We start from the raw sequence: 26,277 nt of genomic DNA on the forward strand, positions 1-26,277 counted from the left end.
ACCAGATCGAGAAGGTAAATAGTCAGGGCTTTAACGTTCAAGTCCCACATTGAGGGCCCTGGTTATTTGGGGTTAAAAAGGGAGCGGCAGGGGGAAGGCAATGGCATTCAGATGGCCCAGGAAGAGAAACCCCGAAACCAATACCGCGTTGATCGACCAGGCCACTGTGAGGAAACGGGCGATCTGACCGTAAATGGGGTCACTGACATTGTCCGCATTGCGCCATACAGCATTGAGCATGCACGCGGTGTAGGCCACAAAACCCAGCAGCATTAGACCAAACAGGGAGGGGGCAACTTTGTTGAAGGCGACCAGGATCAGGCCAAACAGTACATTGCTGAGCACTACGCCGTAGAGCCAGAAAGCCACCCACAGTGCAGTGCTGCCTTGCGAGTTTAACCACCGCTGAAGCTTACTCATCACATCTCCCTAGCTAGCTAGTGGCCCGATTTTCCCTACAAGCCCGTACAGACTTCACCCGGGTGATGCCGACGTAGGGACGTCGTGCACGGTTTCAGTCTAGCGGGTTTTTCCAACATGTCCCGACCGAGTACGGGTAGGTCGACTAACCTTGCTACCTTGTTTCCGGATTCAGCGGGACGGTTTTATGGAGTAAACGATGGACAAGAAATCACTACCTGATTGGGATCCCAGGTCTGAATCCGTATTAAAGGATCAGACGACAGCCTACGACGACATGCGCCACCGTTGCCCGGTCGCATACAGTCAATATGGCTATACGTCATTATTCAGGCATGAGGATGTGCTCCGCGTACTTAAGGATCATGAAACCTTCAGCAATGCCGTCTCGCGTTTCCCCTCGGTCCCCAATGGAATGGATCCGCCCGAGCATACGGTGTACCGGAACCTCACCGAGCCTTATTTTAGCCCGGAGCATATGGATGCCTTTGCCCCGGCGTGCCGTGATATAGCGGTTCGTCTGGTGCGGGCATTACCGGATGAAGGCCCTTCAGAACTGATAGGCGAATTTGCCCAGATCTTTGCGTTGCAGACCCAGTGTGCATGGCTGGGCTGGCCGGCAGATCTTCATGAACCGCTGCGCCTATGGACGCTGAAGAATCACTCGGCCACCCTGTCCAGAGACGACGCTGCCCTGAGTGCCGTGGCCCTCGAGTTTGACGGTTACATCAAGGATCTGCTGGACGTGCGCCGTACGGCCGGCGCTGCTGCGCCGAATGACATCACGACCATCTTGCTACGCGATCAGTCCTTGGGAAGGCCCCTGACAGACGACGAGATCGTCAGCATTTTACGCAACCGGACGGTCGGCGAACTCGGAACCATTTCCGCCTCAGTTGGCATTCTCGCGCATCATTTGGCCATCAACTCCGGATGGCAGCAGCAATTGCGCGAACAACCCGCGCTGTTACCTGCCGCCATCGATGAAATACTGCGTATTCATGCACCACTGATCATGAACCGTCGGGTGACTACGAAACAGGTCTCGCTGGGCGGGCGCACGCTGGCAAAGGGGTCGCGTATCGCCCTCAACTGGGCGTCCGCCAATCGGGACGAAGCGGTCTTTGGAGATCCCGATGAATTGCGCCTCGATCGCGATCCCGAGCTGAACCTGCTCTATGGTGCCGGCATTCATGTCTGCCCCGGTGCGCCGCTTGCCAGACTGGAGCTACGGATCGTGATGGAAGAATTGCTTGGACGCACCAGCTGGATTGCACTGGCGCCGGATAAGGAACCAGTGAACGCGTTTTTCCCTGCCAGCGGGTTTTCTTCTCTGCCCTTGCGGATTCAAAAACCGTCTTCCCAAGCTTTGGGAGCCTGCCTGACCCCCTAGATCCGATGATCCCAGGACAGTCCTTTAATGCTAGATGGCTTGGCGGCGATACCGGCATGTGGGTCAGCATGATTGACGTCAGCTTAGAGCGGGTAGTGCGTCGGGTAATGCAGCTTCGCAACGCCGGTGTCGGTAGCGGCCTTGACTGACCTGAAATCGGCCAGTCGATCAATGCTTGGTTCTGGCTGAATTGAGCCCTGATCGGCCGTGAGTGTTATTTCAAACCAAGCCGCTTCGCCAGTCGGTGCAGGTTGGCCACGTCCATATCCAGCATTCGAGCACAGGCAGACCATTTCCTTGCGCAATTATTCAGCGCGTTGTCAATCAGCTGACGCTGGAAGTCATCCGTCGCATCCCGCAAACCCTGGTCAACACCGAGGGAAGGAACATCCAGAGCAACAGGCGGCGTATCCATCTGCTCGGGTACTTGATTGAAATGCTGTGCTTCAAGCAGCAGCTCGTCACTTTGCTGGGTCGCACGAGCAATGATTGTCGCTCGATAAACAGCATGCTCCAGTTCGCGAACGTTTCCTGGCCACGTGTACTGCTTGAGCAACGACAGACAGTTGGCAGCCAGAGCCACCCGTTTCAATCCCATGCGTTCCCTGCTCTGCTCACAGAAAAAACCCGCTAGCAACGTGATGTCCTGCCCACGCTCACGCAGTGGTGGTACATGCACAGGGAATACGCTTAAACGGTGGAACAGGTCTGCACGAAACCGATTGTTCAACACCTCCTGCTTCAGATCACGATTGGTCGCGGCAAGCACCCGTACGTTGACCCGCAAGACGTTATCGTCACCAACCCGTTGCAGGTCGCCGTATTGCAGTACCCGCAACAGTTTCGCTTGCAGATTCAGTGACAGTTCACCGATTTCGTCGAGAAACAGTGTGCCGTTATCTGCCATTTCGAACTTGCCGGTGCGATGATGGATAGCGCCGGTAAAAGCCCCTTTGACATGGCCGAACAACTCACTCTCAGCCACTGATTCCGGCAGCGCAGCGCAGTTCAGATAGACCACAGGCTGACCGGCGCGTGATGAACCTTCATGTATGGCCTTGGCGACCAGTTCCTTGCCGACTCCGGTTTCTCCAGTGATCAAGACGTTCAGGTCGGAACCTGCCACCATTTCGATCTCTCTTTTCAACTGACGCATGACTTCGCTGAGCCCGACCATTTCGGTGCCGGGTTTGCCCGCCGGGATATTACTTATGGAGAGAGGAGTAATGGTCTGACTTTCCAGTTGCTCCACCAGCAATGCATTGGTCAAGGCAGCAGACGCGAGGGCTCCCACCAGTCGCAGCTCTTCATCGCTGAAGTGATCAAACTGTGCCGGGTCCATGCCATCGATCGTCAGCGCACCAATCAGTGTCTGGTCCGCGAACAACGGCAATCCGATGCAGGCGTGCACTTTGAGGTCCTGCCGGCTCGGTATCAGTCCGTCATAGGGATCAGGCAAATGACTTTCTGCCGGAAAGCGCACCACGTCACCGGCGCGAGCGATGGCTTCCAGTCGCGGATGTGCATCAAGGCTGAAGCGACGCCCCAGAACATCCGGTGCCAGGCCGTCAATCGCCAGCGGACGGAACTGTCGCTGTTCATAACGCAACAAGGCAGAAGCGTCGCAACCCAGCAATTGGCGCAAGGTATTGATTAGACGTTGAAAGCGGTCCTGATGGGAAATGCCGCTTTGCAACTGAATAGCGATGCGTGCCAGGGACTCAACGGATAGACTCATGTTTTGTCACTTTGACAATGATTAGTCATAAAGACAGTAAATGGGTAATGTCATATTGACAATGGTTGTTTTTTTTATCCTTTGTAATCAACAGCTTATTGTCTGGCGCGAACATTGCTATCTTCGGTGTAGGACATCATTTCTATACCGAGGTAGGTCATGTCAATTCACGTCAAGAACAACATCCATTGGGTCGGTCAGCGCGATTGGGAAGTGCGGGACTTTCATGGCACAGAATACAAATGCCACAAAGGCAGCAGTTACAACAGCTATCTGATCCGTGAAGAAAAGACCGTACTGATTGACACGGTTGATCACAGGTTCAGCCGGGAGTTCATACAGAACCTGGCGATGGAAATCGACCTGAACACGCTGGACTATATCGTCATCAATCATGCCGAAGAGGACCATGCGGGGGCGCTGACAGAGTTGATGTCGCTGATCCCGAATACGCCGATCTATTGCACCGCCAATGGCGTGGACTCGATCAACGGTCATCACCATCATCCAGAGTGGAATTTCCACGTCGTACATACCGGCGACACTCTGGACGTCGGCAATGGCAAACAGTTGGTTTTCGTGGAAACCCCGATGCTGCATTGGCCGGACAGCATGATGACGTACATGACCGGCGATGCCGTACTGTTCAGTAACGACGCCTTTGGCCAACATTACTGCGACGAACACCTGTTTAATGATGAAGTGGATCAAAACGAACTATTCGATCAGTGCCAACGCTACTACGCCAACATCCTCACGCCCTTCAGTCGTCTGGTCATTCCCAAGATTACCGAGATCCTCGGTTTCAATCTGCCGGTCGATATGATTGCAACCGCGCATGGTGTGGTGTGGCGTGATAATCCGACGCAGATTGTGCACCGCTATCTGGAATGGGCGGCGGACTATCAGGAGGACCGCATCACACTGTTTTACGACACCATGTCGAACAACACCCGCATGATGGCCGATGCCATCGCACAAGGGATTCACGAAGGCGATCCGCGTGTGGCGGTGAAGATTTTCAACGTCGCGCGCCACGACAAGAATGAGATTCTGACCAACGTGTTCCGCTCAAAAGGTGTTCTGGTGGGCTCGTCCACCATGAACAACGTCATGATGCCGAAAGTCGCTGCCCTGCTGGAGGAAATAACCGGTCTGCGTTTTCGTAACAAAAAGGCTTCGGCGTTTGGCAGTTATGGCTGGAATGGTGGGGCGGTGGACCGTATCCAGACGCGTTTGATGGACGCTGGTTTTGAAACCACATTGGCGCTCAAAGCCAAGTGGCGGCCAGACGGTGACTCGCTTGAGGTTTGCCGGGCTCATGGCCGTGAAATCGCTCGGCAATGGGCGCTGCATCCATCGACTGACGCACAAATCGCACGACCGGCAGCCGCTGCAACTGCCCAGGCAGAACCAAGCGCGGACAACGGCCCGCGCATGCAGTGCAGTGTCTGCCAATGGATTTACGACCCGGCGATTGGCGAGCCGATGCAGGATGTGCAGGCCGGTACGGCCTGGTGTGATGTGCCTGATTACTTCCTGTGCCCTGAATGTTCACTGGGTAAATCGGTATTCGATGAGCTTGCTTCGGAGGCGAAATGAACAAGGAAATCGTCATTGTGGGCTCCGGCTTCGCGGCTCGTCAGGTGGTCAAGAACTTGCGAAGGCTCGATGCAGCGGTGCCCATTCGGTTGATCGCTGCAGACAGTTGCGATGAGTACAACAAGCCCGACCTGAGTCACGTCATCAGTCTCAATCAGACAGCGGACGACATGACTCGTCAGTCTGCGGCGGAGTTTGCCGAGATGTATCGGTTAACCCTGAATGCTGGTTGCCAGCTGACTGCAATTGATCGCGAAAACAAGTGTATCAGCGCCGGCAGCGAGGCATTCAGCTACGACAAACTGATTCTTGCCACGGGTGCGCAAGCCATCGTTCCGCCGATTCCCGGACGGGAGTGGATGGTGACTTTGAACAGTCAGCAAGAATACCGTCATGCACAACATGCTCTGAGAGCGGCGGAGCGCGTACTGATCCTGGGGGCCGGCTTGATTGGCAGTGAACTGGCCATGGATGTCAATCGTGCCGGAAAGCAAGTGGTACTGATGGATAAGTCCTGCAGCCTGCTGGCATCGTTGCTGCCTGTTGAGGTGAGTAGTCGCTTGCAGCATCGGTTATGCCAGATGGGTGTGGAAATGGTGTTCAACCAGGCTTTGGAATCCATTGAAAAGAGAGACGATAGCCTGTTGGCGACTTTGTCCACTGGCCGGCAAATCTCCACCGATGTGATCATTGCCTCAATCGGATTGAAACCTGATACGACGTTAGCGGCGCAGGCTGGCCTACGGGTTGATCGTGGCATTGAAGTTGATGAACGCATGTGCACCTCTGACCCACACATATTTGCCGTTGGCGATTGCGCGCAAATCCAGGGCAAGCTGCTGCCGTTTCTACAACCCATTCAGTTAAGCGCCATGACCCTGGCGCGTAATGTGCTGGGTGGCAATGAGCAGGTGAAGTTCCCGGCGATGCTGGTGAAGATCAAGACCCCGGAAATGCCGCTGCACCTGGCCGGAGAAACCAACCGGAAGGACTTGCAATGGCAGATCAGCCTTGAGTCGCAGGGGCTGGTAGCCAAAGGTCTGGACATGGCAGGGCAGCTACGGGCGTTCGTCGTCAGTGAAGACCAAATGAAGCAGGCCTTTACATTACTACGGCAACTTTCGTTGTAAATTAAATTGGCAGAACTCACCCGGATCGACCAGTCGCGCTGTGTGTTTTGTTCTTCCTAGACTTATTGTCGGCGCCAAGTCTGCAATCGCCAGATCGGTTTTGAGTAATTGACGTTAGACCGTTTTGCCGAACTAAAGCCGGAGTTGTGTGATCGCGACTTGTATATCGTGCAACCCGGCCTCGACCTGCGTTGGCATGGATTGCAGCAACACAACACGGGTTCGCAATTCCGGAGAGCGCTGGGTGCAACAGCCCTATGACGGCGTCCGCGTCTCTGTCGCCGCGTACGCTGGAAAAGACAGCATCGACTCGGTTGGCGAATGCTCGTAGGTTGAGGACAGCACTGCACTGAGGCGATCGCCCAAGAGGTTCCAGGCGCGTTTCTTCTCTTCGGCATAGTCGTGATGCAGGTAGTGGCGCCTCACCCGGGAGCCAGCTAGCACATGGTTTTGGCAGCGGTCGATGACGTCCAGGCTGACCCCCAAAGCCTGCATCATGGTTGCGCCGGTGCGGCGCAGGTCATGCGGCGTCCAGTCGCCGTTTTGGCCGTCGGCCAGGACCAGAGTGTCGTCATGACGCCGTCTGGAGAGAGCCTTACGTTTTTTGAACCGGGCCTGGCGATCGCCGACCTGTTTACTCACCACCTTTACGTCCACATGCCCATCATCCTGCTTGTTCGGAAAGCACCACTGGGAGTCTCCCGTCAGGGTCTTGAGTTCCTGAAAGAAATGCAGGGCGAAGGGGGAGAGGAAGACATGGTGGTCCTGTTTCTTGCCGCGAGTGCCTTTGACGTTTTCGCTGGGGAGGAACCACGTCTGCCGCTCCAGATCGACATTTTTCCATTCGGCCTGGAGCAACTCGCCGATCCGGCACAAGGTGCCCAGGCTGATCCAGAGCGCGATCTGCGTTTCCTTCTTTAGCGGCCGAATGCCGTCGTATTTTTGGCCTGCGGGGAGAGCGTTGTAATCGGCGGTCATTTGCTGGAAGCGGTTGTGCAGTTCCAACAGCTCAGCCGGCGAAAGGATGCGGCTTCTTTCCGGTTCGTAGTCGGCAGGGATCAAGGGGGAGATGTCGACCAGCTCAGTTGGATCACCCTCGATCAATAAGGTCCGCCAAGGTTGGCGCTTTCTGGCCCAGCTAAACATCTGGGTAAGGTCGGCGAAGAAGCTGATGGCTTGCCGGTAAGCGCCGCGGTTGAGCACGGCCCGGATCAGAGCGCGAACATCGTGTTCGGAAACATTGTTCACCGCTGTCCTACCGAGTGCCGGGTATAGGTCCTTGTTAAAACGGCGCTGCAGCTCGGCATTGCCGTCTTTACGCGCGACGCCATCCAACAGCCAGGCCTTGGCCAGATCCTGGACGGTCAGCGTTTGCACCTTGATCGTTTTTACTTGTTCGGCCTCTACGTTAGCCGCGGCGTATGCCTGTGCCTTGGCGGTTTTCTTTTGCTCGTTGGGATTGATCTGCTCATCGATGAGCGCCCTGGCCTGGTTACGCGCCTTGCGGATGTCCGTCAGGGATTTGCGTGGCCAGGACCCACAGGCGTACTCTTTGTTCTGGTCGCCCCACCGATAGCGATAGAAAAAGCTGACCGACACGCCGTCCTTGCGCGCGGAAATTCGACCGGCGAGATTGCCATCCTCCCGGAGGATTCGGCCTGCATCGTTGGCGGTCAGCGACTCGAGTTCTTTGATGGTGATTTTGGCCATAAAATGGGTTCCCCCTACTTTTACCCCCACAAAAACGTCGGCTCTTGATGGACGTTACTGGACTCTCGTAGAGCAGAACACCGCTGGAGCTCAAGTAAATACTAGCTTAGAAAAATCCAGAGTAAAATTTTGGAAGCTTTCAAGAAGTATGAAAAAGGAGATGGGGTGCTAGGGGTCGAGTGTTCGAATCACTCCGTCCCGACCATTTATTCTTTAAGAAATCCAGTCACTTAGCGGTGGCTGGATTTTTTTATGGCCTACCGTTTTTTCGAGATCTTGATTTTTGCCCCACTTTTTGCCCCGCCGCGAGTTTTTCCAGATTTTGGCGTGTGCTGCTTGGCACAGCTGTATGAGCTGTTAAGAACCGCTCAGGGACCTGAACCTGATTGGTTGGGGGCTAGGTGAGTTACCTGCTGAAAGAAAAGACTTGGGTCTCACGCGCATCCTGAAAGTGGATCGCTTGCGAATACGTGGCGTGAATGGCGCATCCGATGAGTTCACGCTGACTGCCGCGTACAGAACCTGCGACGGCTGGCGAAACTTACTCTCAAGGGCCACCGCTTATGGATAGGTGCGTCTGCATTCCGCAAAAAACGTCAACCCAACCGACTAAGAGAGCAGCAAAGTCAACGAAGAGCCGAGAAACCACTCAACGTGGTGAGTAGGCTCTCCGGTAGTGCTCGTGCCTGAGTTGAGGCGAGTTAAAAGTCGGACTTTTCAATAGAATCGGTCTAAAGCGGTTGTTCGTGGCAGGCTAGTACTGAGGTTTTCAACGAGCAACAGCATATACTTGTCCCCCATCTGGTCCCCGATTTTTAGGTTGGCTTCCCCTTGTGCTTGGCGGATTGTGGTGGACGTGTTGCGTTCGCCATAGCGCCTTACCCGTCTGTCATGCGCTCACAGCGCATGTTCATTGACGCTATTACGGCCCTTTGTGTTCGCTACCGAACGGTTAATGGGAGGGTGGGCGGGCAAGATGTAAACAGCAAGGTATTGGTGACTGTGCTATGACTCTCCATAGGTACGCTACGAGGACCCTGCGGGAGAAGGTGTGATGACGGAACGCCGAATGACGACCGAGGAGGGTGCAGCGAGCGTTGGTGTGGTAGCTGCGGTGCGCGGTAGTGTTGTGGACGTGCGTTTCGACGGCACGCTGCCGCCCATCCACACCCTGCTGCGCGCCGCGGACGGCGGCCAAGTGGCCATCGAGGTATTGGCCCAGCGCGACGAGCACCACGTACGTGGCATCGCGCTGACACCCACGCAGGGTCTGGCACGAGGGATGCTTGTGCATAACACCGGTGGGCCTTTGAAAGCCCCTGTTGGAAAGCAGATCCTGTCGCGGATGTTCGATGTCTTTGGCTCCACGATCGATCGCCAGCCTGAGCTGGACGGTGTGGAATGGCGCTCTGTGCACCAACCACCACCATCGCTGGTGCGCCGCTCAACCAAATCGGAAGTGTTCGAGACCGGTATCAAGGGCATTGACGTACTCACCCCGCTGGAGCGCGGTGGCAAGGCCGGTCTCTTTGGCGGAGCCGGCGTCGGCAAGACGGTGTTGCTGACCGAAATGATCCATAACATGATCGGTCACCAGGCAGGTGTGAGCATCTTCTGCGGTATCGGTGAGCGCTCGCGAGAGGGTGAGGAGTTGTACCGCGAAATGAAGGCCGCCGGGGTGCTGCCTAACATGGTGATGATCTTCGCCCAGATGAACGAGCCGCCCGGCGCGCGCTTCCGGGTAGGGCATGCCGCGCTGACGATGGCTGAGTACTTCCGTGACGACGAACACCGTGATGTGCTGCTGCTCATCGACAATATTTTTCGCTTCATCCAGGCCGGCTCGGAGGTGTCGGGCTTGATGGGACAGATGCCGTCCCGTTTGGGGTACCAACCGACGATGGGCACCGAACTCTCGGCGCTGGAAGAGCGGATCGCCAACACTGACAGTGGCGCGATCACCTCTATTCAGGCGGTGTATGTGCCGGCCGACGACTTCACCGACCCGGCGGCGGTGCATACCTTCTCGCACCTTTCGGCGTCGATCGTGCTGTCGCGCAAGCGTGCCAGCGAAGGGTTGTTTCCAGCCATCGACCCGCTTCAGTCCAGTTCCAAAGTGCTCACGCCGGGTATCGTCGGCGAACGCCATTACCAACTTGCGCAGGCTATCCGTCGCACGTTGGCCCAGTACGCAGAGCTCAAGGACATCATCGCCATGCTCGGGCTGGAGCAGTTGTCGCCTGACGACCGCAAAGTAGTGGCCCGTGCGCGGCGTCTGGAACGCTTCCTCACGCAGCCATTCTTCACCACCGAGCAGTTCACCAACATGAGCGGCAAGCTCGTCAGCCTGCAAGATTCGCTGGATGGCTGCGAGCGCATTCTGGCGGACGAATTCAAGGACTTTCCCGAGAGCGCGCTCTACATGATAGGTGCGGTCGATGAAGCCAAGACCAAGGTTAACGCCAAAGCTGAGGTCGATCCGCAGGCCAGCAAGGCTGCCAAGGAGCCAACTCATGCCGTTGATGACACTTAAGGTGTTGCTGCCCTTCGAAGTGTTTGCCGTCGAAACGAACGTGTCGAGCATTATTGTCGAGACGGCACAAGGGGCATTCGGCTTGCTGCCCCGGCGTCTGGACTGCGTGGCGGCACTTGTGCCGGGCATCCTCAGTTTCGAGAGCGAATCGCAAGGTGAAGTATTCCTGGCGCTGGACGAGGGCGTATTGGTCAAGACCGGGCCGGATGTCGTGATTTCGGCGCGACGGGCGTTGCGCGGCGCTGATCTGGCTCGGTTGCGCGACGCCGTCGAGCAGGAGTTCCTGACGCTGGACGCACAAGAACAAGCCATGCGCCAGACCATGGCTCGGCTGGAAACCGGTTTTATGCGCCGGTTCGCTTCTTTGCGCGATCACTCGTCATGAAACCGGACCCCAAGCGCACGCCTGTCGAGCAAACGCTAGCTGAACAGGTCGGCGCCAAGGCGGCCCGCAAACTCAAGGCGCGCCGCAGGGACACTCCAGGGGTGTGGTTTGGCTTGGGCATGATGGGTTTGATTGGTTGGTCGGTGGTCGTGCCAACGTTGCTTGGTGCGGCCCTCGGACTTTGGCTTGATCGGCACCATCCCGGCGGTCGCTCCTGGACGCTGGCGCTTCTGGTGGCGGGACTCACCATCGGTTGCCTTAACGCTTGGCACTGGGTGGCAAAGGAAGACCAGGCCATGCACGACGAACGTGATGAAAAGGAGCGGGGCGATGATTGATCATGGTAGTTGGGTGCTGGTATGGGTGGCCGTGCTGTTGGTGGGAGCCGCGTTGGGGGGCATTTTTTTCGCCGGACTGTGGTGGACCGTGCGCCGCGGCGCTTCGTCGCCGACACCGGCACGCTGGTTTCTTGCCAGCCTGATACTGCGAACCGCTATCGTGTTGTTTGGCTTTTATCTTGTCGGTGCCGGGCAACCGCTGCGGCTGGGTCTATGCATGCTGGGTTTTCTACTCGCACGCGTGATCGTCTTGCGTGCCACACAACCGACTGCGGCCGCGTTGGTGGTGCCAACATCCGGACCGCCACCATGCGCCTGACCCCTGATGCCTGGATTTTTTGGCAATACGGCTTCTTCAAGCTCAATGCCACCATCGTGTTCACTTGGGCCCTGATGACCGTGCTGGTGTTGGGCGCAGCGCTGATCACGCGTCGCCTCTCCACCGGTCATCAACGGTCACGTTGGCAGAACCTGCTGGAGATCGTGGTGACGGCGATTGTCGGACAGATCAAAGACGTTGGCCTGCAGCAGCCTCTTCGCTACCTGAGCTTTCTCGGCACGTTGTTCCTGTTCATTGCTGCGGCGGCGTTGGCCACGGTGATTCCGGGTTACGAGCCTCCCACCGCGTCGCTGTCGACTACCGTAGCGCTGGCCCTGTGCGTGCTGGTAGCGGTACCGCTGTTCGGCATCTGGGGGCAGGGACTGGCGGGGTACCTGAAGTCTTATATGCAACCGACGCCGATCATGTTGCCTTTCAACCTCATCAGTGAGGTGTCGCGTACGCTGGCGCTGGCTGTGCGTCTGTTTGGCAACATGATGAGCGGCGCGATGATCATCGCCATCCTGTTGTCCATAACGCCGTTTGTCTTCCCGATCCTGATGACGGTGCTGGGCTTACTCACCGGCATGGTGCAGGCCTACATCTTTACCATCCTTGCGGCGGTATACATCGCCGCCGCCACGCGCACCAGCAAAGCGGCCAACAACCCTTCATCGACGTCGGACACCTGAGCGGCTATACCGTTATCTGTCAATACACATAGAGGCACGCCTATGGACTCTCTCACCTGGATCGCCGTCACCTCCATCGTCATGGCGGGCCTGACTACCGGCTTCGGTACGATGGGGCCTGCGTTGGCCGAGGGCAGGGCTGTTGCCACCGCGCTCAGCTCTTTGGCCCAGCAGCCTGACGCGTCGGCCACCATCACCCGTACGCTGTTCGTCGGTCTGGCAATGATTGAGTCAACGGCGATTTATTGCTTTGTCGTGTCGATGATTTTGATCTTCGCCAATCCTTTCTGGAATGCCGCTGTCACCGCAGCGACCCAAGCGGCAGGAAAGTAAATCGTGCTAATCGACTGGTTCACTGTCGGTGCGCAGTTGCTGAACTTCCTCATTCTGGTGTGGTTGATGAAGCGCTTTTTGTACCAACCCGTACTGAACGCTATCGCTGCGCGAGAGGCGAAAATAGCAGCCGAACTCAAAGACGCCGCCGAAACCAAGGCCAAGGCCCATCAGCAGCAGGACGAGTTCGATAAGAAGAACCAGTCCTTTGACGAGCAGCGGGCAGCGTTGCTGAGGAAGGCCACTGATGAAGCAAATGATCAGCGTGTGCGGCTGCTGGCCGAGGCTCGTCAAACGGCCGATTCTGCAAGCGAAATGAGAGCAAAAGCACTGGTGATCGAGAGACAGCATCTGCATGCCGATTTCGTCCGTCACACGCAACAACAGGTCTACGACATTTCACGCCGGGTGCTCAGTGACTTGGCATCGGTTAGCCTTGAGCAGCAGGCTTGCGAAGTCTTCATCCAGCGCCTGCGGGCTCTCGACGGCACCGCGCTGGACGAGTTGGCCGCCGGGCTCAAGGCCGGGTCTGATGACGATCCGGCTCGGTTGCGCAGCGCATTCGAATTGCCGGTGGCGCAACGTACCTTGATCCAGGCTGCTCTGGATGAGTTTTTCGGGCAGGCGATTGCACTCAAGTTCGAGACAGCTCCTGAGCTGGTCAGCGGTATCGAACTCAGCTTTCAGGGGCTTAAGCTGGCCTGGAGCATTTCTGACTACCTCGATGCTCTGTCATCGGCCGTGAACGAACAACTGCGCTCAACGGACCGTACATGACGAAGACCACGTCGGTAGAACCAACGCTGCAAAGCGCCCTGGAAAATGCGTTCGCCAGCATCAGTCAGCGACTCCAGGCCTTCAAGCCGCAACTGGCACTGCACGAGGTAGGCACGGTCGTCAGCGTCTCCACTGGCATTGCCCGTGTCCATGGTTTACCGCACTTGGGTTTCGAGGAATTACTTCTGTTTTCCGGTGGCTTGTCGGGCATCGCGTTCAATCTGGACGAGGAGGGCGTCGATGTAGTGCTGCTGGGCGATTATGCCCACCTGCGCGCCGGTCAGGAGGTGCGGCGTACCGGCCGGGTGATGGACGTAGCCGTGGGCGATGCGCTGTTGGGCCGAGTGATTGACCCGCTCGGCCGGCCGCTTGACGGCGGTGCAAAGGTGGCGACCCAAGAGCGCCTGCCCATCGAACGGCCGGCCGCCGACATCATGGACCGTGCACCTGTGACTGAGCCATTGCAAAGCGGGCTTAAAGTCATCGACGCACTGATCCCGATCGGTCGGGGGCAGCGCGAACTGATCCTGGGCGACCGCCAGACCGGTAAGACAGCGATCGCCATTGACACCATCTTCAATCAGCGTGACAAGAACGTGTTGTGCGTGTACTGCGCCATCGGCCAGCGAGCATCGGCAGTGGCCAAGACGGTGGCCAACCTGCGCGAGAAGGGGGCAATGGCCTATACCGTGGTGGTGGTAGCCGAAGGCAACGAGGCGCCCGGACTGTCCTACATCGCACCGTATGCAGCCACCAGCATTGCCGAGTACTTCATGGAGGCAGGCCGCGACGTGCTGATTGTCTACGATGACCTGACTCACCACGCGCGGGCCTACCGCGAACTGTCGCTGCTACTGCGTCGGCCGCCAGGCCGTGAGGCCTTTCCGGGCGATATTTTTTACATCCATTCGCGCATGCTGGAGCGCTCCACCCATCTGAATGACGAGCGCGGGGGGGGTTCAATGACGGCACTGCCCATCATCGAAACCGAAGCCCAGAATATATCGGCCTACATCCCGACCAATCTAATCTCCATTACCGACGGGCAGATTGTGCTATCGCCATCGCTGTTTGAACTGGGTGTGCTGCCGGCGATTGATGTCGGGCAGTCTGTCTCGCGAGTGGGTGGCAAGGCGCAGCGATCGGCCTATCGAGCGGTAGCAGGCGACCTCAAGCTAGCCTATGCGCAATTCGAGGAGCTGGAGACCTTTGCGCGCTTCGGTGCCCGACTGGATCAAGAGACACGACAGTCAATCGATCACGGAAAGCGTATCCGCGCCTGCCTGGGCCAGTCGGAATTCTCGCCGGTGACGATGCTCGCGCAGATCGCCATCTTGCTTGCATTGAATGCGGCACTTTTCGACTCGGTACCGCTTGATCGCATGGCTGCTGCACAGCATGCCGTGGAGGAAGCTGCCAATGGACTCCCGGATGACGTGGGCAAGCGACTGGCAGATGTCGGCAAGATGAGCGACACCGATCGTGAGCGGGTCACCGAAGCCGCGCGTCATGCCCTTGCGGTGTTTTTGGCGACGCCCGAGACTGGGGCCGTGACTGATACCAAGGAAACCTGATGGCCGTCACCATCACCTCGTTGCGCCGCCAGATCAGTAGCGCAGCAGATCTTAAGTCCGTGGTAGGGGTCATGAAAGCCTCGGCCGCCTCAGCGATCGGGCAGTACGAACGATCAGTGGCGGCACTCGCCGACTACGCGCGCACGGTTGAACTGGGGTTGGGTGTGTGTCTGCGTTCGGTCGATCCTGGTGGGGCACGCATTCAGTCCTCCCCGACGCGCGTCGATGACATTGTGGTGCACGCCGTTGTATTTGGCTCTGATCAAGGGCTGGTAGGTCGGTTCAATGAGGAGGTGGTCGACTACGCGATGGCGCAGGTCGCGTCTTCCTCGGTGAAGGTTTGGGCGGTCGGCGAGCGCGTGTATGAACGACTGCTCGATGCCGGTATGGCGCTCGAAGGCTCATTTGCCGTTCCCGGATCGGTAGAACAAATCACGCAACTCGTCGGACAGATTCTGCAAAAAGTACCGATCCCGGAAAGCGCAGCAGTGGGTGAGCAGCATAGCGCAACGCTGATCCTTTTCTATAACCGTCCGACTGGCAAAGGTTATAACCCCGTGAGTCAGCGACTCCTGCCTCTGGACGACCGTTGGCAACGCGGACTGGCTAAGCATCCCTGGCCCACGAGTCAACGGCCCGAAGTCCTGAGCGCAAACAAGCAGACGCTGCGTGCCTTCATCCGCGAGCACCTGTTCGTCTCGCTGTTTCGTGCCAGTGCCGAGTCGTTGGCCAGTGAAAACGCCAGCCGTCTCGCCGCGATGCAGCGCGCAGACCGCAACATCGGCGAGCTTCTGGAAGACCTCTACGCCACCTATCACCGTTTACGCCAAGCCGGCATCGACGAGGAGCTTTTCGACGTGATCTCCGGTTTTGACGCCTTGTCGTCGAACGCCGATACAGGCCCTCAACGCTGAACGCACTGTGTGTGGTATCGAACAGACAGCCCAAGGTACGGCTTTCAGAATGAGGGCAGATGTTCTGCCAACCCACGCGGTTGAAATAGTGGCTGGCGATAACCTATTGAGGCAATTCCCATGACCCAGCCGAAATCTGCCGTTTACCAATACATCGTCAGGGAGCTCGCACCCACCGAACACGCGTTGGACGAAGCCCCGGTCTCGATCGTTTGCGAGCCGGTCAACGTGCCAGGCAGCCCAAGTGCACATGGCAGAATAACAATGCATCTTGAGGCGGGCACAACTCTTGAAGAAGCGCAGGCCATCGCGAAAACGCTCCAGTCCAAGGTCAAGGGGCTGTTTCATCTGAAAGCTTCGGCGGATGAGTCAATTTAGTTTGAGTTTAGCGACCGGGCTATCGTGAATGAAGCCTGGAGGTGCGTATCGAGAGCGGTACTTTATTGATGTTTTTGCCGCTGCGCCTGCGTTACCTGGCATGCGTATGGCGGGCGTAGCCTATCTTCCGCGTCAGGCGCTAACGCCAGCAAGATGTTACTCATCACTCTGCTCGCGCTCGGCTTGCCAGACGCCGGCCTCCGGCGGCTACTGATCGCAACTGAGGTGGTCTCCTTGTGAGGGTGAACCAGGTCGAATCACCTCTGCAATCGATCCATGAATCTGCATGAGCGAGGTCCTGCAAGCCCGAGTAAAGATTTCGCAATGCAGGGCTAAAGTCTCTGATTCTGACGTTAGATTAGCGTTTGCAGTCTAGAACCGTTCCAGCGACAAAAGGTCAGATTGACCCAAAAGGATAAGTGGAATTGTGTGTTCGAAGATCGTCGGATTGCAGGGCAGACCGGTCACGACAGTTCCTTGCTACAGCATGCCAGCGTACGAGCGCAGAAGCGCTCGCCGGGTTAATACAATGCCGAGTTCACGCTCATGAAAGATCTTTTTAGGTATTCGGTGACTTGGCCGGCGGCGACTCGTCCCACAGGCGAAAGCCACCGAGAAAGGCCGCCGCGTTATTGCCCAGTCGGCTTCGCGGTGGAAGCGTCTTGAGTCGATCGGCCTGTCCGCCGCCGATGACGATTTCGTCGGGCAACAATGCCGCGCTGAAACCCTCGACGACGGCATGTACCTTGTGTCGCCACTTCTTCTTGCCGAGGCGCTTGTAGCCGCGCTTGCCGAGCAGGTCCTCGTAATCCTGCCGCTTGCTACGCCGCAGGTGACCCAGTTCCATCGCCACGATATGCCCATCCACGATCAGTGCAGACCCCAGGCCGGTGCCCAGGCCTAGAAACAGCATCTTGCCGCCCCGATAGCTGCCGAGGGCCTGCATGGCCGCGTCGTTGACGATACGAACCGGGCGACCAAATGCGCCCTCGAAATCGAAGCCGAGCCACCCTGGCGCCAAGTGGTGCGGATCGCGTGCCGGAGAGCCCTGAGTAACGACACCGGGGTAGCCGATCGATATCGCATCGAAACGCCAGTCGGCGGTAATCTTGAGTATCCCGTCGACCATCTGCTGCGGTGTGAGTTTTGGCCCGGATTTGAACTTGCGCCGAGTCTTCTCGCCACTGAGTAGACATTTGATGTGTGAACCACCGACGTCGATGACCAGGATCTTCGGTTGCACTGACTTTCGCAGAGTGTTCATGGTACGTCCTTGGCAGTGACCGGTCGCTCGCCTTTGCGGCTTGATTCATCGATCTGATCCCGCGCCAGCGAGAGCAGCCGTGCGGTATTGACCAGTGCCATGTGGCTGAGGGCTTGCGGAAAGTTTCCCTGCATGTGTCCGCTTCGGGGATCGAACTCCTCGGCGAGCAGGCCGACGTCGTTGCGCAACGCAAGTAGACGCTCGAACAGCGTTTCGGCCTCGTGGCGACGGCCGATGACGGCGAGGCAATCGGCCAGCCAAAAACTGCAAGGCAGAAAAACACCTTCGCCAGGTGGAAGGCCGTCGACAGTCGTCGCAGTCTCAACTCGGTAGCGCAACACCAGGCCGTCGACGATCAGTTCGCGTTCGATCGCGGCGATCGTGGTCCTCACTCGCGGATCGTCCGGCGGCAGAAAGCCCACCAGGGGAATCAGCAGCAGGCTGGCATCGAGTGCCGTGCTGCCGTAATACTGAACGAAGCATTTGCGCTTCGCATCGAAGCCTTCTTCGCACACCTGCGCGTGGATCTGGTCGCGGGTGCGACGCCAGGCCTCGACCGGGCCTTCCAGTCCATAGCGTTCGATGGCCTTGACTCCGCGGTCGAAGGCGACCCAGGCCATCACCTTGGAGTGGGTGAAGTGCCGGCGCGGACCACGGACTTCCCAGATGCCTTCATCCGGCTCTTGCCAATGGCTGTCGAGGAAGTCCAGCAAGACGCGCTGGATGTCCCAGGCATGCGGCGGCAGTACCTGCCCGGCCGCACGCGCCAGATGCAGGGTGTCCATCACCTCGCCGTAGACGTCGAGCTGGAACTGTTCGGCCGCTGCATTGCCAATACGCACCGGGGAGGCCAGTAGATACCCCGGCAGCCACGCGATTTCGGTCTCTTCGAGCCGGCGCTCTCCGGTCACGCTGTACAGAATCTGCATATCGGCTGGACTGCCCGCGACGGCACGCAGTAGCCAGCCGCACCAAGCCAGCGCCTCGTCGGTGTAGCCTGAGAGCAGTAAGGCATTCAGCGTGAAGGTCGCATCGCGCAGCCAGCAATAGCGGTAGTCCCAGTTGCGCACGCCGCCCGGGTGCTCCGGCAGCGAGGTGGTTGGCGCTGCAACGATGCCGCCTGTGGGCTGGTAGATGAGCGCTTTGAGCGTTAGCAAAGATCGCAGCACCGCGTCCTGCCACCGGCACTCGAAGCGGCAGCGCCCTGACCATTCCTGCCAGTGACGCTCGGTCTGCACAAGTGTGCTTTCGGCGTCGATGGCCTGCTGCACGGGCGCATAGGACGGCCGGTAGTTGAGCACGAAAGGTACACGTTCACCGGCGCCAATCTCGAAGTTGGCCCGCGTAGTCATTTGCTCACCGCGCGTGTGCACCGGCGTATGCAACTCGAGTGTGTCTGGCCCGGCGGTCGCGAACAGTATGCCCTCGCGCCGGCTCACCCAAGGGACGATGGAGCCGTAGTCGAAACGAATGATAAGCTCCATGCTCATGGCCACGCGCCCACGTAGACCCACGACGATGCGCAACACGTCCCAACGTTCGTTTGACAGCGGCATGCAGTCGATCAAGCGCACTGCACCCGACGCTGTCTCGAAGTCTGTTTCCAGGATCAGGGTGCCTTCGCGGTAGCGACGACTCACCACGGTGGTTTTTTCGCGTGGTGCGATCACCCAGCGACCGTACTCTGGGCCGCCCAAAATGGCCGCGAAGCAGGCGCCCGAGTCGAAACGAGGCAAGCATAGCCAATCGATTGAACCATCGCGGCCCACCAGTGCAGCGGTGTGGCCGTCACCGATCATGGCGTAATCCTCAATGGGCAGGGGCACGATTCAGCTCGCCGCTTCGGGATTACGCCAGCCGCCATCGGCGGCCATGAAAGGATCCGCGGCTGACGGGCCCCACGAGCCCGCAACATAGAAGTGGACCGCGGGGGGATCGACCAGCACAGGCTCAACCACCGCCCAGGACGATTCGATGGTCTCCTCATGGGCAAATAGCGCGCCGTCACCGTTTATAGCGTCGGTCAGCAGACGCTCATAGGGGGATTGCTCGCCGGACTGCTCTTCAAGCAGCAAGAGCTCTCGCTGCACGCCGACGAATGCCTTGCCGGCCCGTTTTACGCGAGCGGCGAGCGCAATTGTCGAGTGCGGTGACAAATGGAAGCGTAAATAGTTGGCACTCTCGCCCATCGCTGCGTCGCCAAAAAGGTCCTGCGGCGGCGGCTTGAAGCGCACCACCACTTCACAGGAGGTGGCCGGCAGGCACTTTCCTGAGCGCAGGTACCAGGGCACTCCACCCCAGCGCCAGGAATCGATATGGAGGCGCAGCGCGCAAAATGTTTCGACATCGGAATCGCTCGCGACCTGCGGCTCGTTACGATAGCCCTGGTACTGACCGCGCAGGATGTCCTCGGCGCCCAGCGGTCGCATCGCGGAGAAGACATCGGCCTTGTGGCGATGCACCGCCTCGAAATTGCGGCTCGCCGGAGGCTCCATCGCCAACAGCGCGACGATCTGGAACAGATGGTTTTGCATCACGTCGCGCAGGCAGCCTGCGCTTTCGTAGAATGCCCCCCGGGCCTCAACGCCGAACTGCTCGGCCAACGTTATCTGCACGCTCGCGATGTGGTTACGATTCCAGATCGGTTCAAGAAAGGAATTGGCGAAGCGAAAGTACAGAATGTTCATGATCGCTTCCTTGCCCAGGAAGTGATCGATGCGAAAGATGGCGTCTTCGGAAAAGGCCTCCCGTGCGATCCGGTTGAGTTCGCGTGCCGAAGCCAGATCACGGCCGAACGGCTTTTCGATGATGACTCGTCCGCCATCGGCCAAACCGGCGGCCTTGAGCGCGCGGATGACTGTGGGGAACAGTGTCGGTGGGATAGCGAGGTAGAACGCTGGGCGTTGTGCGCCGTGCAGGGCAAGTCGCAACGCATCGAAGGTGGCGGCGTCTTTATAGTTACCACTGACGTATTGCAGCGTTGACAATAAGCGGTCCAACGCACGCGGGTCGACTTTTCCGCCAACATGATTGATGCTTTCGCGGGCTCGCGTGCGCAGTTGTTCGACACTCCACTTTGACGAGGCCACGCCGATAGCCGGCACCTTCAGTGCACCGCTTCGGCACATCGCATAGAGCGCAGGAAAGATCATTTTATGCGCCAGGTCGCCGGTGGCGCCGAATACGACTAATGCGTCGGCGGGTTGCGCGTGAGGATCGCTGATGTCGGAATTCATTTCATGTCTCCGCCGACGGAGTCCTGAACGGACTTCTCGACTTGGTTACCGAGTTCATGGCGCATGGCTGATTGGACGCGCTTAGCGAAATCGGCATCGCGCGCGAGCCGATGCGGACATATGACGCCTTACTCAACAACGGTGCAGACACGGCTCCGTCGATGGCCGCCCGCACAGTCCAGCGTCCTTCAGCGGAATCCGATATACGGCCTTTATAGCCACGCAGCTTGGGGGCGGCCGCTCGAGTCGCGGCGGTCAGATCCAGTAGCCATAATACGATCACGCTGCCGTGCCGCCCGACATCCGCGATCTCTGGGAGGTCAATCTCGTATTGATAGTGAGCGGGGCAATGCACCGGCATCGTCTCAGCAACGACGGCGTAGTCGTGCTGGACGAGATTCGCGTGGTACGCGACGCGGCATTCGATGTCTTCGGACGCTTGGTCATGGACCGCGCACTCTTGACCGTCGCGAGGCAGGCGGGTCGCCGTGCTGGCGCCCATGAGACCAAGGCCTATCATCCCGATCTTCATCTTTATGTTCCTCTGCGTCGCAATTGCGCGATCACCACACAATCGCGGCGATCATTTGTCATGGTGACGGCGGGGGCACGTCCAACCATCCAGCGACCATGCTGAACACAGGACGTCTGCGGCATATGAATCAATCCGGTAGAGTTTTTCGAGCCGGTAATAGTTCAAGTCGAATGGAGACCAATCCGTAGGGTAGAACGTACTCATATTCAAATGGTCGTTTCGACAACCTGGTCGAACGCCCACTTGACCTTCGTCGGTGGATGTTCACGCTCCTGTATCGCCCCTGGTTTCGTAGAAGTTGAATAACTGCTCCTGGCCTTACACCGCCGGTCGTTTTAGCTGAGTAGCGGGGACATATCCGATGCGAACGGCTGGTTCGGTCGAATGCAAGTGGGTGGTCAAATCAGAGTAATTACCCAAGTATCAGCGGAACTGGGAAAGTGGTTCGAGCCAGCAGCCAGCAGTGAGTTTAGCTAGTCTCCACGAACCTGTTACTCAAGGACGATCCCCATGCCAAATAACTCTGAAGCCAACATTGCCACAGCTGACGCTCTCACAATGCTCTTGCACAACCAGTACGCCATAAGCGCGGCCATTGAAGAGGTGACTGGGTAATTGCACGGACTTGCCCACCCATTTGCATTCGACCTGACCAGTCATTTACATCGGATTTGACCAGCACGATTCGTGAGCATGACCGGCAGAGATCGACCGATTCTGTTGAAAAAGTCGGCCATGGTTTTCGCAGCTGAAAAGTACGCGTCCGAGATTGAAATCTTGACTTTTGGCAGAGGTTCAAGACGCAAATTTCACGTAGCAGCGTGTAAAAAAGGCGTTTTCACCGGTCAATGATCAGGCAGTTTGGGATCACCGACTTTTTCAACAGAATCGACCCAAAGCGGACCCTCAGGAAAAGTTGCAACAGGCGAACTCGATCCGATGATTACAAAGGAGGCTGTCACAGGTAAGCCGCGGATCATCTCGTGCGAGTTGACCCGCGTGCTTTTTCCTAGTCTTTGGTGCCGACCTTGTTCTGAACGGCTTCCTTGCCTGCGACATTCAACTGCGTTGGTTCGAGCTTGACGGTAAGTTTGTGCAGTGAACCGGTGAATGCAAACGGTACCTGGTAATCCTTGTCATCGACGGGGGTGCCGGTGTCGGAACCGACATCGAAACTTTCATCCACGCCGAAGACGAATGGAACGCTGTGGGGTATCGTCTGACTAGCCAGTTGCTTGCCATCCACTGACAGTACGCCGGTGCCGCCCTTACCGAATCCGGGCCCGGCATATTTGAAATCAAAGCTGATGCTGTGCTTGCCGGGAGTGAGCGCCTCGGTCCCTTCCCAACGGAATCGCGCAACACCTTCGAGGTTGTAGTTGAAAATCGGCTTACCTTTCAGGAGGTAGAGCGCGTAGCCCCCGAAGCGACCGCCGTCGGTCACCAAGACACCGTCGCCGCCGTTTTCCGGAACAGTGATATCAGCCGTAATGAGGTAGGACTTGTTCAACACGTTGGGCTCGTTGCCTGGAAGAATGCCCGTCACAGGCGAAAGGTAATTGAACTCGGTGCGTCCGGCCACGATGCTCGGCCTTTGTGCAATGACGCGCGTAAATGCGGAGGCGTCTAGCGGCAGCACTTGATATTTGTTCGCTGCCACCCAGAACAGATCCTGTAGTTCCTTGAGTTTCGTAGGGTTGGCGGCGGCGATATCGTCATTCTGCGTCCAGTCCTTGGTGATGTCGTACAGCTCCCATTTGACGCCATTGACGATGTCCTTGGGCGGCTGAGAAGTAATGTCCCAAGGTGCGCGGTAGGGCGTCGTCGATGCCATCCAGCCTTCGTGATAAAGCGCGCGCATTCCAAACATCTCGAAATACTGCGTGGTGCGTGTAGACGGCTTTTCGGCATTCTGCTTGTCGAAGAGGTAAGCCATGCTCGTGCCTTCGATGGGTTTTTGCGCAATGCCGTCTACCTGGAGCGGCGCATCAATGCCGGTGGCTTCAAGAATCGTCGGCTCGATGTCAATGACGTGGTGGAACTGGTTACGGATGCCGCCGGCATCCTTGATCCTGTTCGGCCAGGAGATGGCCATGCCCTGGCGGGTGCCGCCAAAATGCGATGCGATTTGCTTGGTCCACTTGAAGGGGGTGTCCATGGCCCAGGTCCAACCCACGGCCATGTGCGGATAGGTCTGGTCCGAACCCCAGGCATCCAGATACTTCATCTGTTCGGCGACCGGCACGTCGATTCCGTTGAAAGTGGTCATTTCGTTTGGTGTGCCGTTAGGGGTGCCTTCTGCGCTACCGCCGTTGTCACCACTGATGTAGATAATCAGCGTGTTATCGAGCTTGCCCATGTCATCAATCGCCTGGATCACCCGACCGATTTCATGATCGGTGTACGCGAGATAGGCCGCATAGACTTCCATCTGGTGGGCATACAGTTTTTTCTCTTCCGCCGAAAGTTCGTCCCATTTTTTCAGTGAATCCGGCCAGGGTGTGAGCTTGGCAGTCGGCGGGATGACGCCGAGGCGCTTCTGATTGGCGAAGATCTGTTCGCGCGCAGCATTCCACCCCATGTCGAATTTGCCCTTGAACTTGTCAACCCATTCGGGCGTCGGGTGATGCGGCGCGTGGGTACCGCCGGGCGCGTAGTAAAGAAAGAACGGTTTCTTCGGATCGAGCGCATTCAATTCGTTGACATAACCAACGGCGTCATCCGCCATCGCAGTGATCAGGTTCCACCCCGGTTTGCCGACGTAAGGATGAATTGGCGTGGTGTTTCGCATCAGATTGCCCGGTTGCCACTGGCTGGTTTCGCCGCCCATGAACCCGAAAAAATAATCAAAGCCCATACCAATAGGCCACTGATCAAACGGACCGGCCTGACTGATCTGGAATGACGGCGTGTTGTGGTTTTTGCCAAACCACGACGTTGCATAGCCGTTGTCCTTAAGGACTTTGCCAATGGTCACTTTGTCCTTGGTGATGACGCTGTTGTAGCCGGGGTATCCCGTTGAAATTTCTGAGATGACACCGAAACCGACGGAGTGGTGGTTACGTCCGGTGATCAAGGCTGCACGTGTGGGCGAGCACAGTGCCGTCGAATTGAATTGCGTGAAGCGCAATCCAGCTGCCGCAACGCGATCCATGCTCGGCGTCGGGATGAGACCGCCGAACGTACTGGGCGCGCCGAAGCCGACGTCGTCAGTGATGATCAACAAGACATTTGGCGCGTTTTTGGGAGGTACGACGGTCGGGGACCAGTAGGGCGTCGAGGTCTGGGCGTCGAGGTTGATGACGCCGCCAAACGCCGGGGGAGGGTTGGGCAGGTATCTGCCATCGATGGTCGTGGTCGCACTGGGTGAACCGGGCGTGCCGTTGACTTCCTGTGGCGCTGCATTGGCACAAGAGAGCGTAAGCATGGCAAACGCCAGTCCTGCACCAAGCCTGTTATTTAGCCAAGTTGATTGAGTCCAGTATGCATTGGCCATGGCCAGCTCCTGTAACCCCCCGAAACCCCAAGTTCCGAGTGTAGAACCGTTTTCGTCGCTTGCCAGTCCATCTCATGGGCAACCCGCATGTCGTTGACTTTGGAGGTGTGGTGTCTATACCTGATCTTGATACCCAGCAGGTTCAGCAAGGGCCGCAGACTGATATGAGGAGGAGCGAAAATGCTTGCCAGGAAACGGCGTTTCGGTATCGCTATCGTCTGCACCGGGATCGTGTTGGCTTGCGTGGCGTTTGCGGGTTACCAGCATATTCGCGGCCCCGTGCCGTTGACGCTGGGTGATGGAAAGAATGGCCCCCTGGATATGGTCTGGCTTCCTGGTGGCGAGTTTTTGATGGGGAGCGATCACAAGCAGGCTCGTCCGAACGAGGGGCCGGCACACAAGGTTCGGCTGGATGGCTACTGGATCGACCGCTATGACGTCACCAATGCCGATTTCGCCCGGTTCATTGCTGAAACGCATTACGTCACCACCGCCGAACGCAAACCCAAATGGGAAGATCTGAAAGTCCAACTACCGCCAGGGACTCCTGAGCCGGATGACGGCAACCTGGTGCCTGGCGCATTGGTTTTTGTCGGCACAGACAGGCCAATCCCGCTCAATGATTTCAGCCAGTGGTGGGCATTTGTACCGGGGGCTGACTGGCGTCACCCGCTGGGGCCAGACAGTACAATCGAGGGCAAGGAAACCCATCCTGTTGTTCAGGTTTCACGTGAAGATGTGCAGGCGTACGCAGCGTGGGCGCACAAGCGCCTACTCACCGAGGCTGAATGGGAAAACGCCGCAAGAGGCGGGCTGGAACAAGCGAATTATGCGTGGGGGAATGACTTCTCGCCTGGAGGAGAAAAGATGGCGAATACCTGGGATGAGATACAGCCATTTCCAGTGACCGGTGCCAGTAATAAATTCAAAATTGGTACCAAGCCGGTAGGCAGTTACCGACCCAACGCCTACGGGCTCTACGATATGTCCGGGAATGTCTGGCAATGGGTCGCCGATTGGTATCGTGCCGACGCGTTTAGAGGTGGGCTCAAGCGTCAACCGGCGGGCGAAGCAGCGGTAAATCCGGTGGGGCCTTCCGACAGCTATGACCCCGAACTTGGGGTGACGGCTAATGCGCCGCAGCGTGTCATCCGAGGTGGATCTTTTCTTTGTAGCGACAGCTACTGCACGAGTTTTCGAACCAGTGCCAGGCAGGGCGCAGATCCTATGAACTCCATGTCGCATCTCGGCTTTCGCTTGGCGATGAGTAATGACCAATGGGAAAAGAACCGTTGAATACAAAGTGCATGCGGGCCATGCGTGAAAACACGAATGACCGCTATTGGCCGATTCTGTTGAAAAAGTCGGATGTTCAGTTGACCTGAACTCAAGCACGACTACCACTGGAATGAAGAGACAGAGGAATACCGCTGTCCGGCTGCGAAACTGCACCCTACTTGACCCGGTAGCTGTACTGATCTCCCACTTGCGACGATAGTCAGTGGTGGAG

At 57.6% G+C, this 26,277-nt stretch carries 22 protein-coding genes; 14 read left to right on the forward strand and 8 right to left on the reverse strand.

Annotated elements, in window-relative coordinates; translation table 11 throughout:
• Positions 1-72: 72 nt before the first annotated feature.
• Positions 73-420, reverse strand: a complete 348-nt coding sequence (locus tag ELQ88_RS12450; RefSeq protein ID WP_138965322.1) for a hypothetical protein — start codon at positions 418-420, stop codon at positions 73-75.
• Between the two features lie 199 nt (positions 421-619).
• Here ELQ88_RS12450 and ELQ88_RS12455 point away from each other — a divergent pair, with 199 nt between their 5' ends.
• Complete coding sequence (locus ELQ88_RS12455) at positions 620-1,813, forward strand: cytochrome P450 (RefSeq protein WP_138965324.1); 1,194 nt, start codon at positions 620-622, stop codon at positions 1,811-1,813.
• 214 nt (positions 1,814-2,027) lie between these two features.
• Here the strand turns inward: ELQ88_RS12455 and norR are convergent, their stop codons facing one another.
• Positions 2,028-3,551 (reverse strand): nitric oxide reductase transcriptional regulator NorR, encoded by a 1,524-nt coding sequence (norR, locus tag ELQ88_RS12460; protein ID WP_138965326.1) that lies wholly within the window; start codon positions 3,549-3,551, stop codon positions 2,028-2,030.
• Positions 3,552-3,710: 159 nt separating this feature from the next.
• Between norR and norV the strand changes: the two genes are divergently transcribed.
• Positions 3,711-5,153: an anaerobic nitric oxide reductase flavorubredoxin gene (norV, locus tag ELQ88_RS12465; RefSeq protein ID WP_138965328.1), complete on the forward strand. Its 1,443-nt coding sequence runs from the start codon at positions 3,711-3,713 to the stop codon at positions 5,151-5,153.
• Positions 5,150-6,283 (forward strand): NADH:flavorubredoxin reductase NorW, encoded by a 1,134-nt coding sequence (gene norW / locus ELQ88_RS12470; RefSeq protein WP_138965330.1) that lies wholly within the window; start codon positions 5,150-5,152, stop codon positions 6,281-6,283. Before norV ends, norW begins: the two co-directional genes overlap by 4 nt.
• 255 nt (positions 6,284-6,538) lie before the next feature.
• On the opposite strand, the gene ELQ88_RS12475 is transcribed toward norW, so the two are convergent.
• Positions 6,539-7,993 (reverse strand): site-specific integrase, encoded by a 1,455-nt coding sequence (locus ELQ88_RS12475; RefSeq protein WP_138965332.1) that lies wholly within the window; start codon positions 7,991-7,993, stop codon positions 6,539-6,541.
• Between the two features lie 1,069 nt (positions 7,994-9,062).
• On the opposite strand from ELQ88_RS12475, the gene atpD reads away from it, so the two are divergent.
• From atpD to ELQ88_RS12525, 10 genes are all read left to right on the forward strand, one after another.
• Positions 9,063-10,526: a F0F1 ATP synthase subunit beta gene (atpD, locus tag ELQ88_RS12480; RefSeq protein ID WP_346342819.1), complete on the forward strand. Its 1,464-nt coding sequence runs from the start codon at positions 9,063-9,065 to the stop codon at positions 10,524-10,526.
• Complete coding sequence (locus ELQ88_RS12485; protein WP_138965336.1) at positions 10,507-10,911, forward strand: F0F1 ATP synthase subunit epsilon; 405 nt, start codon at positions 10,507-10,509, stop codon at positions 10,909-10,911. Before atpD ends, ELQ88_RS12485 begins: the two co-directional genes overlap by 20 nt.
• Entirely contained in the window at positions 10,908-11,249 is a 342-nt protein-coding gene (locus ELQ88_RS12490; RefSeq protein WP_138965337.1) for an AtpZ/AtpI family protein, read from the forward strand. The genes ELQ88_RS12485 and ELQ88_RS12490 overlap by 4 nt, the downstream gene beginning before the upstream one ends.
• Positions 11,242-11,568: an ATP synthase subunit I gene (locus ELQ88_RS12495; RefSeq protein WP_138965339.1), complete on the forward strand. Its 327-nt coding sequence runs from the start codon at positions 11,242-11,244 to the stop codon at positions 11,566-11,568. The genes ELQ88_RS12490 and ELQ88_RS12495 overlap by 8 nt, the downstream gene beginning before the upstream one ends.
• Complete coding sequence (locus tag ELQ88_RS12500) at positions 11,559-12,260, forward strand: F0F1 ATP synthase subunit A (protein ID WP_138965341.1); 702 nt, start codon at positions 11,559-11,561, stop codon at positions 12,258-12,260. Before ELQ88_RS12495 ends, ELQ88_RS12500 begins: the two co-directional genes overlap by 10 nt.
• Positions 12,261-12,302: 42 nt before the next feature.
• Complete coding sequence (locus ELQ88_RS12505; protein ID WP_138965343.1) at positions 12,303-12,593, forward strand: F0F1 ATP synthase subunit C; 291 nt, start codon at positions 12,303-12,305, stop codon at positions 12,591-12,593.
• A 3-nt stretch (positions 12,594-12,596) separates the two neighbouring features.
• A complete protein-coding gene (locus ELQ88_RS12510; RefSeq protein WP_138965345.1) occupies positions 12,597-13,370 on the forward strand; it encodes a F0F1 ATP synthase subunit B in 774 nt (257 codons plus the stop codon).
• The gene (locus tag ELQ88_RS12515; protein ID WP_138965347.1) at positions 13,367-14,944 is read left to right on the forward strand and encodes an alternate F1F0 ATPase, F1 subunit alpha; all 1,578 of its coding nucleotides are present in this window, start codon (positions 13,367-13,369) and stop codon (positions 14,942-14,944) included. Before ELQ88_RS12510 ends, ELQ88_RS12515 begins: the two co-directional genes overlap by 4 nt.
• Positions 14,944-15,858 carry a F0F1 ATP synthase subunit gamma gene (locus ELQ88_RS12520; RefSeq protein WP_138965349.1) on the forward strand — a complete coding sequence of 305 codons (915 nt, stop codon included), beginning with the start codon at positions 14,944-14,946 and terminating at the stop codon, positions 15,856-15,858. The genes ELQ88_RS12515 and ELQ88_RS12520 overlap by 1 nt, the downstream gene beginning before the upstream one ends.
• Positions 15,859-15,978: 120 nt before the next feature.
• The gene (locus ELQ88_RS12525; protein WP_138965351.1) at positions 15,979-16,236 is read left to right on the forward strand and encodes a hypothetical protein; all 258 of its coding nucleotides are present in this window, start codon (positions 15,979-15,981) and stop codon (positions 16,234-16,236) included.
• A gap of 559 nt (positions 16,237-16,795) precedes the next feature.
• Here ELQ88_RS12525 and ELQ88_RS12530 read toward each other — a convergent pair.
• The 5 genes from ELQ88_RS12530 to ELQ88_RS12550 form a co-directional block, all read right to left on the reverse strand.
• Positions 16,796-17,500 (reverse strand): ROK family protein, encoded by a 705-nt coding sequence (locus ELQ88_RS12530; protein ID WP_138965353.1) that lies wholly within the window; start codon positions 17,498-17,500, stop codon positions 16,796-16,798.
• Positions 17,497-19,326 (reverse strand): glycoside hydrolase family 15 protein, encoded by a 1,830-nt coding sequence (locus ELQ88_RS12535; protein WP_138965356.1) that lies wholly within the window; start codon positions 19,324-19,326, stop codon positions 17,497-17,499. The genes ELQ88_RS12530 and ELQ88_RS12535 overlap by 4 nt, the downstream gene beginning before the upstream one ends.
• Before the next feature lie 3 nt (positions 19,327-19,329).
• Positions 19,330-20,736, reverse strand: a complete 1,407-nt coding sequence (gene zwf / locus ELQ88_RS12540) for a glucose-6-phosphate dehydrogenase (protein WP_178084685.1) — start codon at positions 20,734-20,736, stop codon at positions 19,330-19,332.
• Position 20,737: 1 nt separating this feature from the next.
• Positions 20,738-21,268, reverse strand: coding sequence for an NAD(P)-binding domain-containing protein (locus ELQ88_RS12545; protein ID WP_138965357.1), 531 nt, complete (start codon positions 21,266-21,268; stop codon positions 20,738-20,740).
• 1,012 nt (positions 21,269-22,280) lie between these two features.
• A complete protein-coding gene (locus ELQ88_RS12550) occupies positions 22,281-24,767 on the reverse strand; it encodes an arylsulfatase (protein WP_228761601.1) in 2,487 nt (828 codons plus the stop codon).
• 180 nt (positions 24,768-24,947) lie between these two features.
• On the opposite strand from ELQ88_RS12550, the gene ELQ88_RS12555 reads away from it, so the two are divergent.
• Positions 24,948-26,063, forward strand: coding sequence for a formylglycine-generating enzyme family protein (locus ELQ88_RS12555; RefSeq protein ID WP_138965359.1), 1,116 nt, complete (start codon positions 24,948-24,950; stop codon positions 26,061-26,063).
• Positions 26,064-26,277 lie beyond the last annotated feature (214 nt).

Source organism: Pseudomonas sp. MPC6 (genome assembly GCF_006094435.1).
In the GTDB taxonomy this organism is placed as follows: Bacteria; Pseudomonadota; Gammaproteobacteria; order Pseudomonadales; family Pseudomonadaceae; genus Aquipseudomonas.

Coding starts and splice junctions, on each gene's coding strand:
- norV (WP_138965328.1), top strand. CDS start 3,711: ATGTCAATTCACGTCAAGAACAACATCCATTGGGTCGGTCAGCGCGAT.
- zwf (WP_178084685.1), bottom strand. CDS start 20,736: ATGAATTCCGACATCAGCGATCCTCACGCGCAACCCGCCGACGCATTA.
- ELQ88_RS12555 (WP_138965359.1), top strand. CDS start 24,948: ATGCTTGCCAGGAAACGGCGTTTCGGTATCGCTATCGTCTGCACCGGG.
- ELQ88_RS12450 (WP_138965322.1), bottom strand. CDS start 420: ATGAGTAAGCTTCAGCGGTGGTTAAACTCGCAAGGCAGCACTGCACTG.
- norR (WP_138965326.1), bottom strand. CDS start 3,551: ATGAGTCTATCCGTTGAGTCCCTGGCACGCATCGCTATTCAGTTGCAA.
- ELQ88_RS12505 (WP_138965343.1), top strand. CDS start 12,303: ATGGACTCTCTCACCTGGATCGCCGTCACCTCCATCGTCATGGCGGGC.
- ELQ88_RS12525 (WP_138965351.1), top strand. CDS start 15,979: ATGACCCAGCCGAAATCTGCCGTTTACCAATACATCGTCAGGGAGCTC.
- ELQ88_RS12530 (WP_138965353.1), bottom strand. CDS start 17,500: ATGAACACTCTGCGAAAGTCAGTGCAACCGAAGATCCTGGTCATCGAC.
- atpD (WP_346342819.1), top strand. CDS start 9,063: ATGACGACCGAGGAGGGTGCAGCGAGCGTTGGTGTGGTAGCTGCGGTG.
- ELQ88_RS12475 (WP_138965332.1), bottom strand. CDS start 7,993: ATGGCCAAAATCACCATCAAAGAACTCGAGTCGCTGACCGCCAACGAT.
- norW (WP_138965330.1), top strand. CDS start 5,150: ATGAACAAGGAAATCGTCATTGTGGGCTCCGGCTTCGCGGCTCGTCAG.
- ELQ88_RS12545 (WP_138965357.1), bottom strand. CDS start 21,268: ATGAAGATCGGGATGATAGGCCTTGGTCTCATGGGCGCCAGCACGGCG.
- ELQ88_RS12490 (WP_138965337.1), top strand. CDS start 10,908: ATGAAACCGGACCCCAAGCGCACGCCTGTCGAGCAAACGCTAGCTGAA.
- ELQ88_RS12515 (WP_138965347.1), top strand. CDS start 13,367: ATGACGAAGACCACGTCGGTAGAACCAACGCTGCAAAGCGCCCTGGAA.
- ELQ88_RS12500 (WP_138965341.1), top strand. CDS start 11,559: ATGCGCCTGACCCCTGATGCCTGGATTTTTTGGCAATACGGCTTCTTC.
- ELQ88_RS12455 (WP_138965324.1), top strand. CDS start 620: ATGGACAAGAAATCACTACCTGATTGGGATCCCAGGTCTGAATCCGTA.
- ELQ88_RS12495 (WP_138965339.1), top strand. CDS start 11,242: ATGATTGATCATGGTAGTTGGGTGCTGGTATGGGTGGCCGTGCTGTTG.
- ELQ88_RS12550 (WP_228761601.1), bottom strand. CDS start 24,767: ATGGCCAATGCATACTGGACTCAATCAACTTGGCTAAATAACAGGCTT.
- ELQ88_RS12485 (WP_138965336.1), top strand. CDS start 10,507: ATGCCGTTGATGACACTTAAGGTGTTGCTGCCCTTCGAAGTGTTTGCC.
- ELQ88_RS12520 (WP_138965349.1), top strand. CDS start 14,944: ATGGCCGTCACCATCACCTCGTTGCGCCGCCAGATCAGTAGCGCAGCA.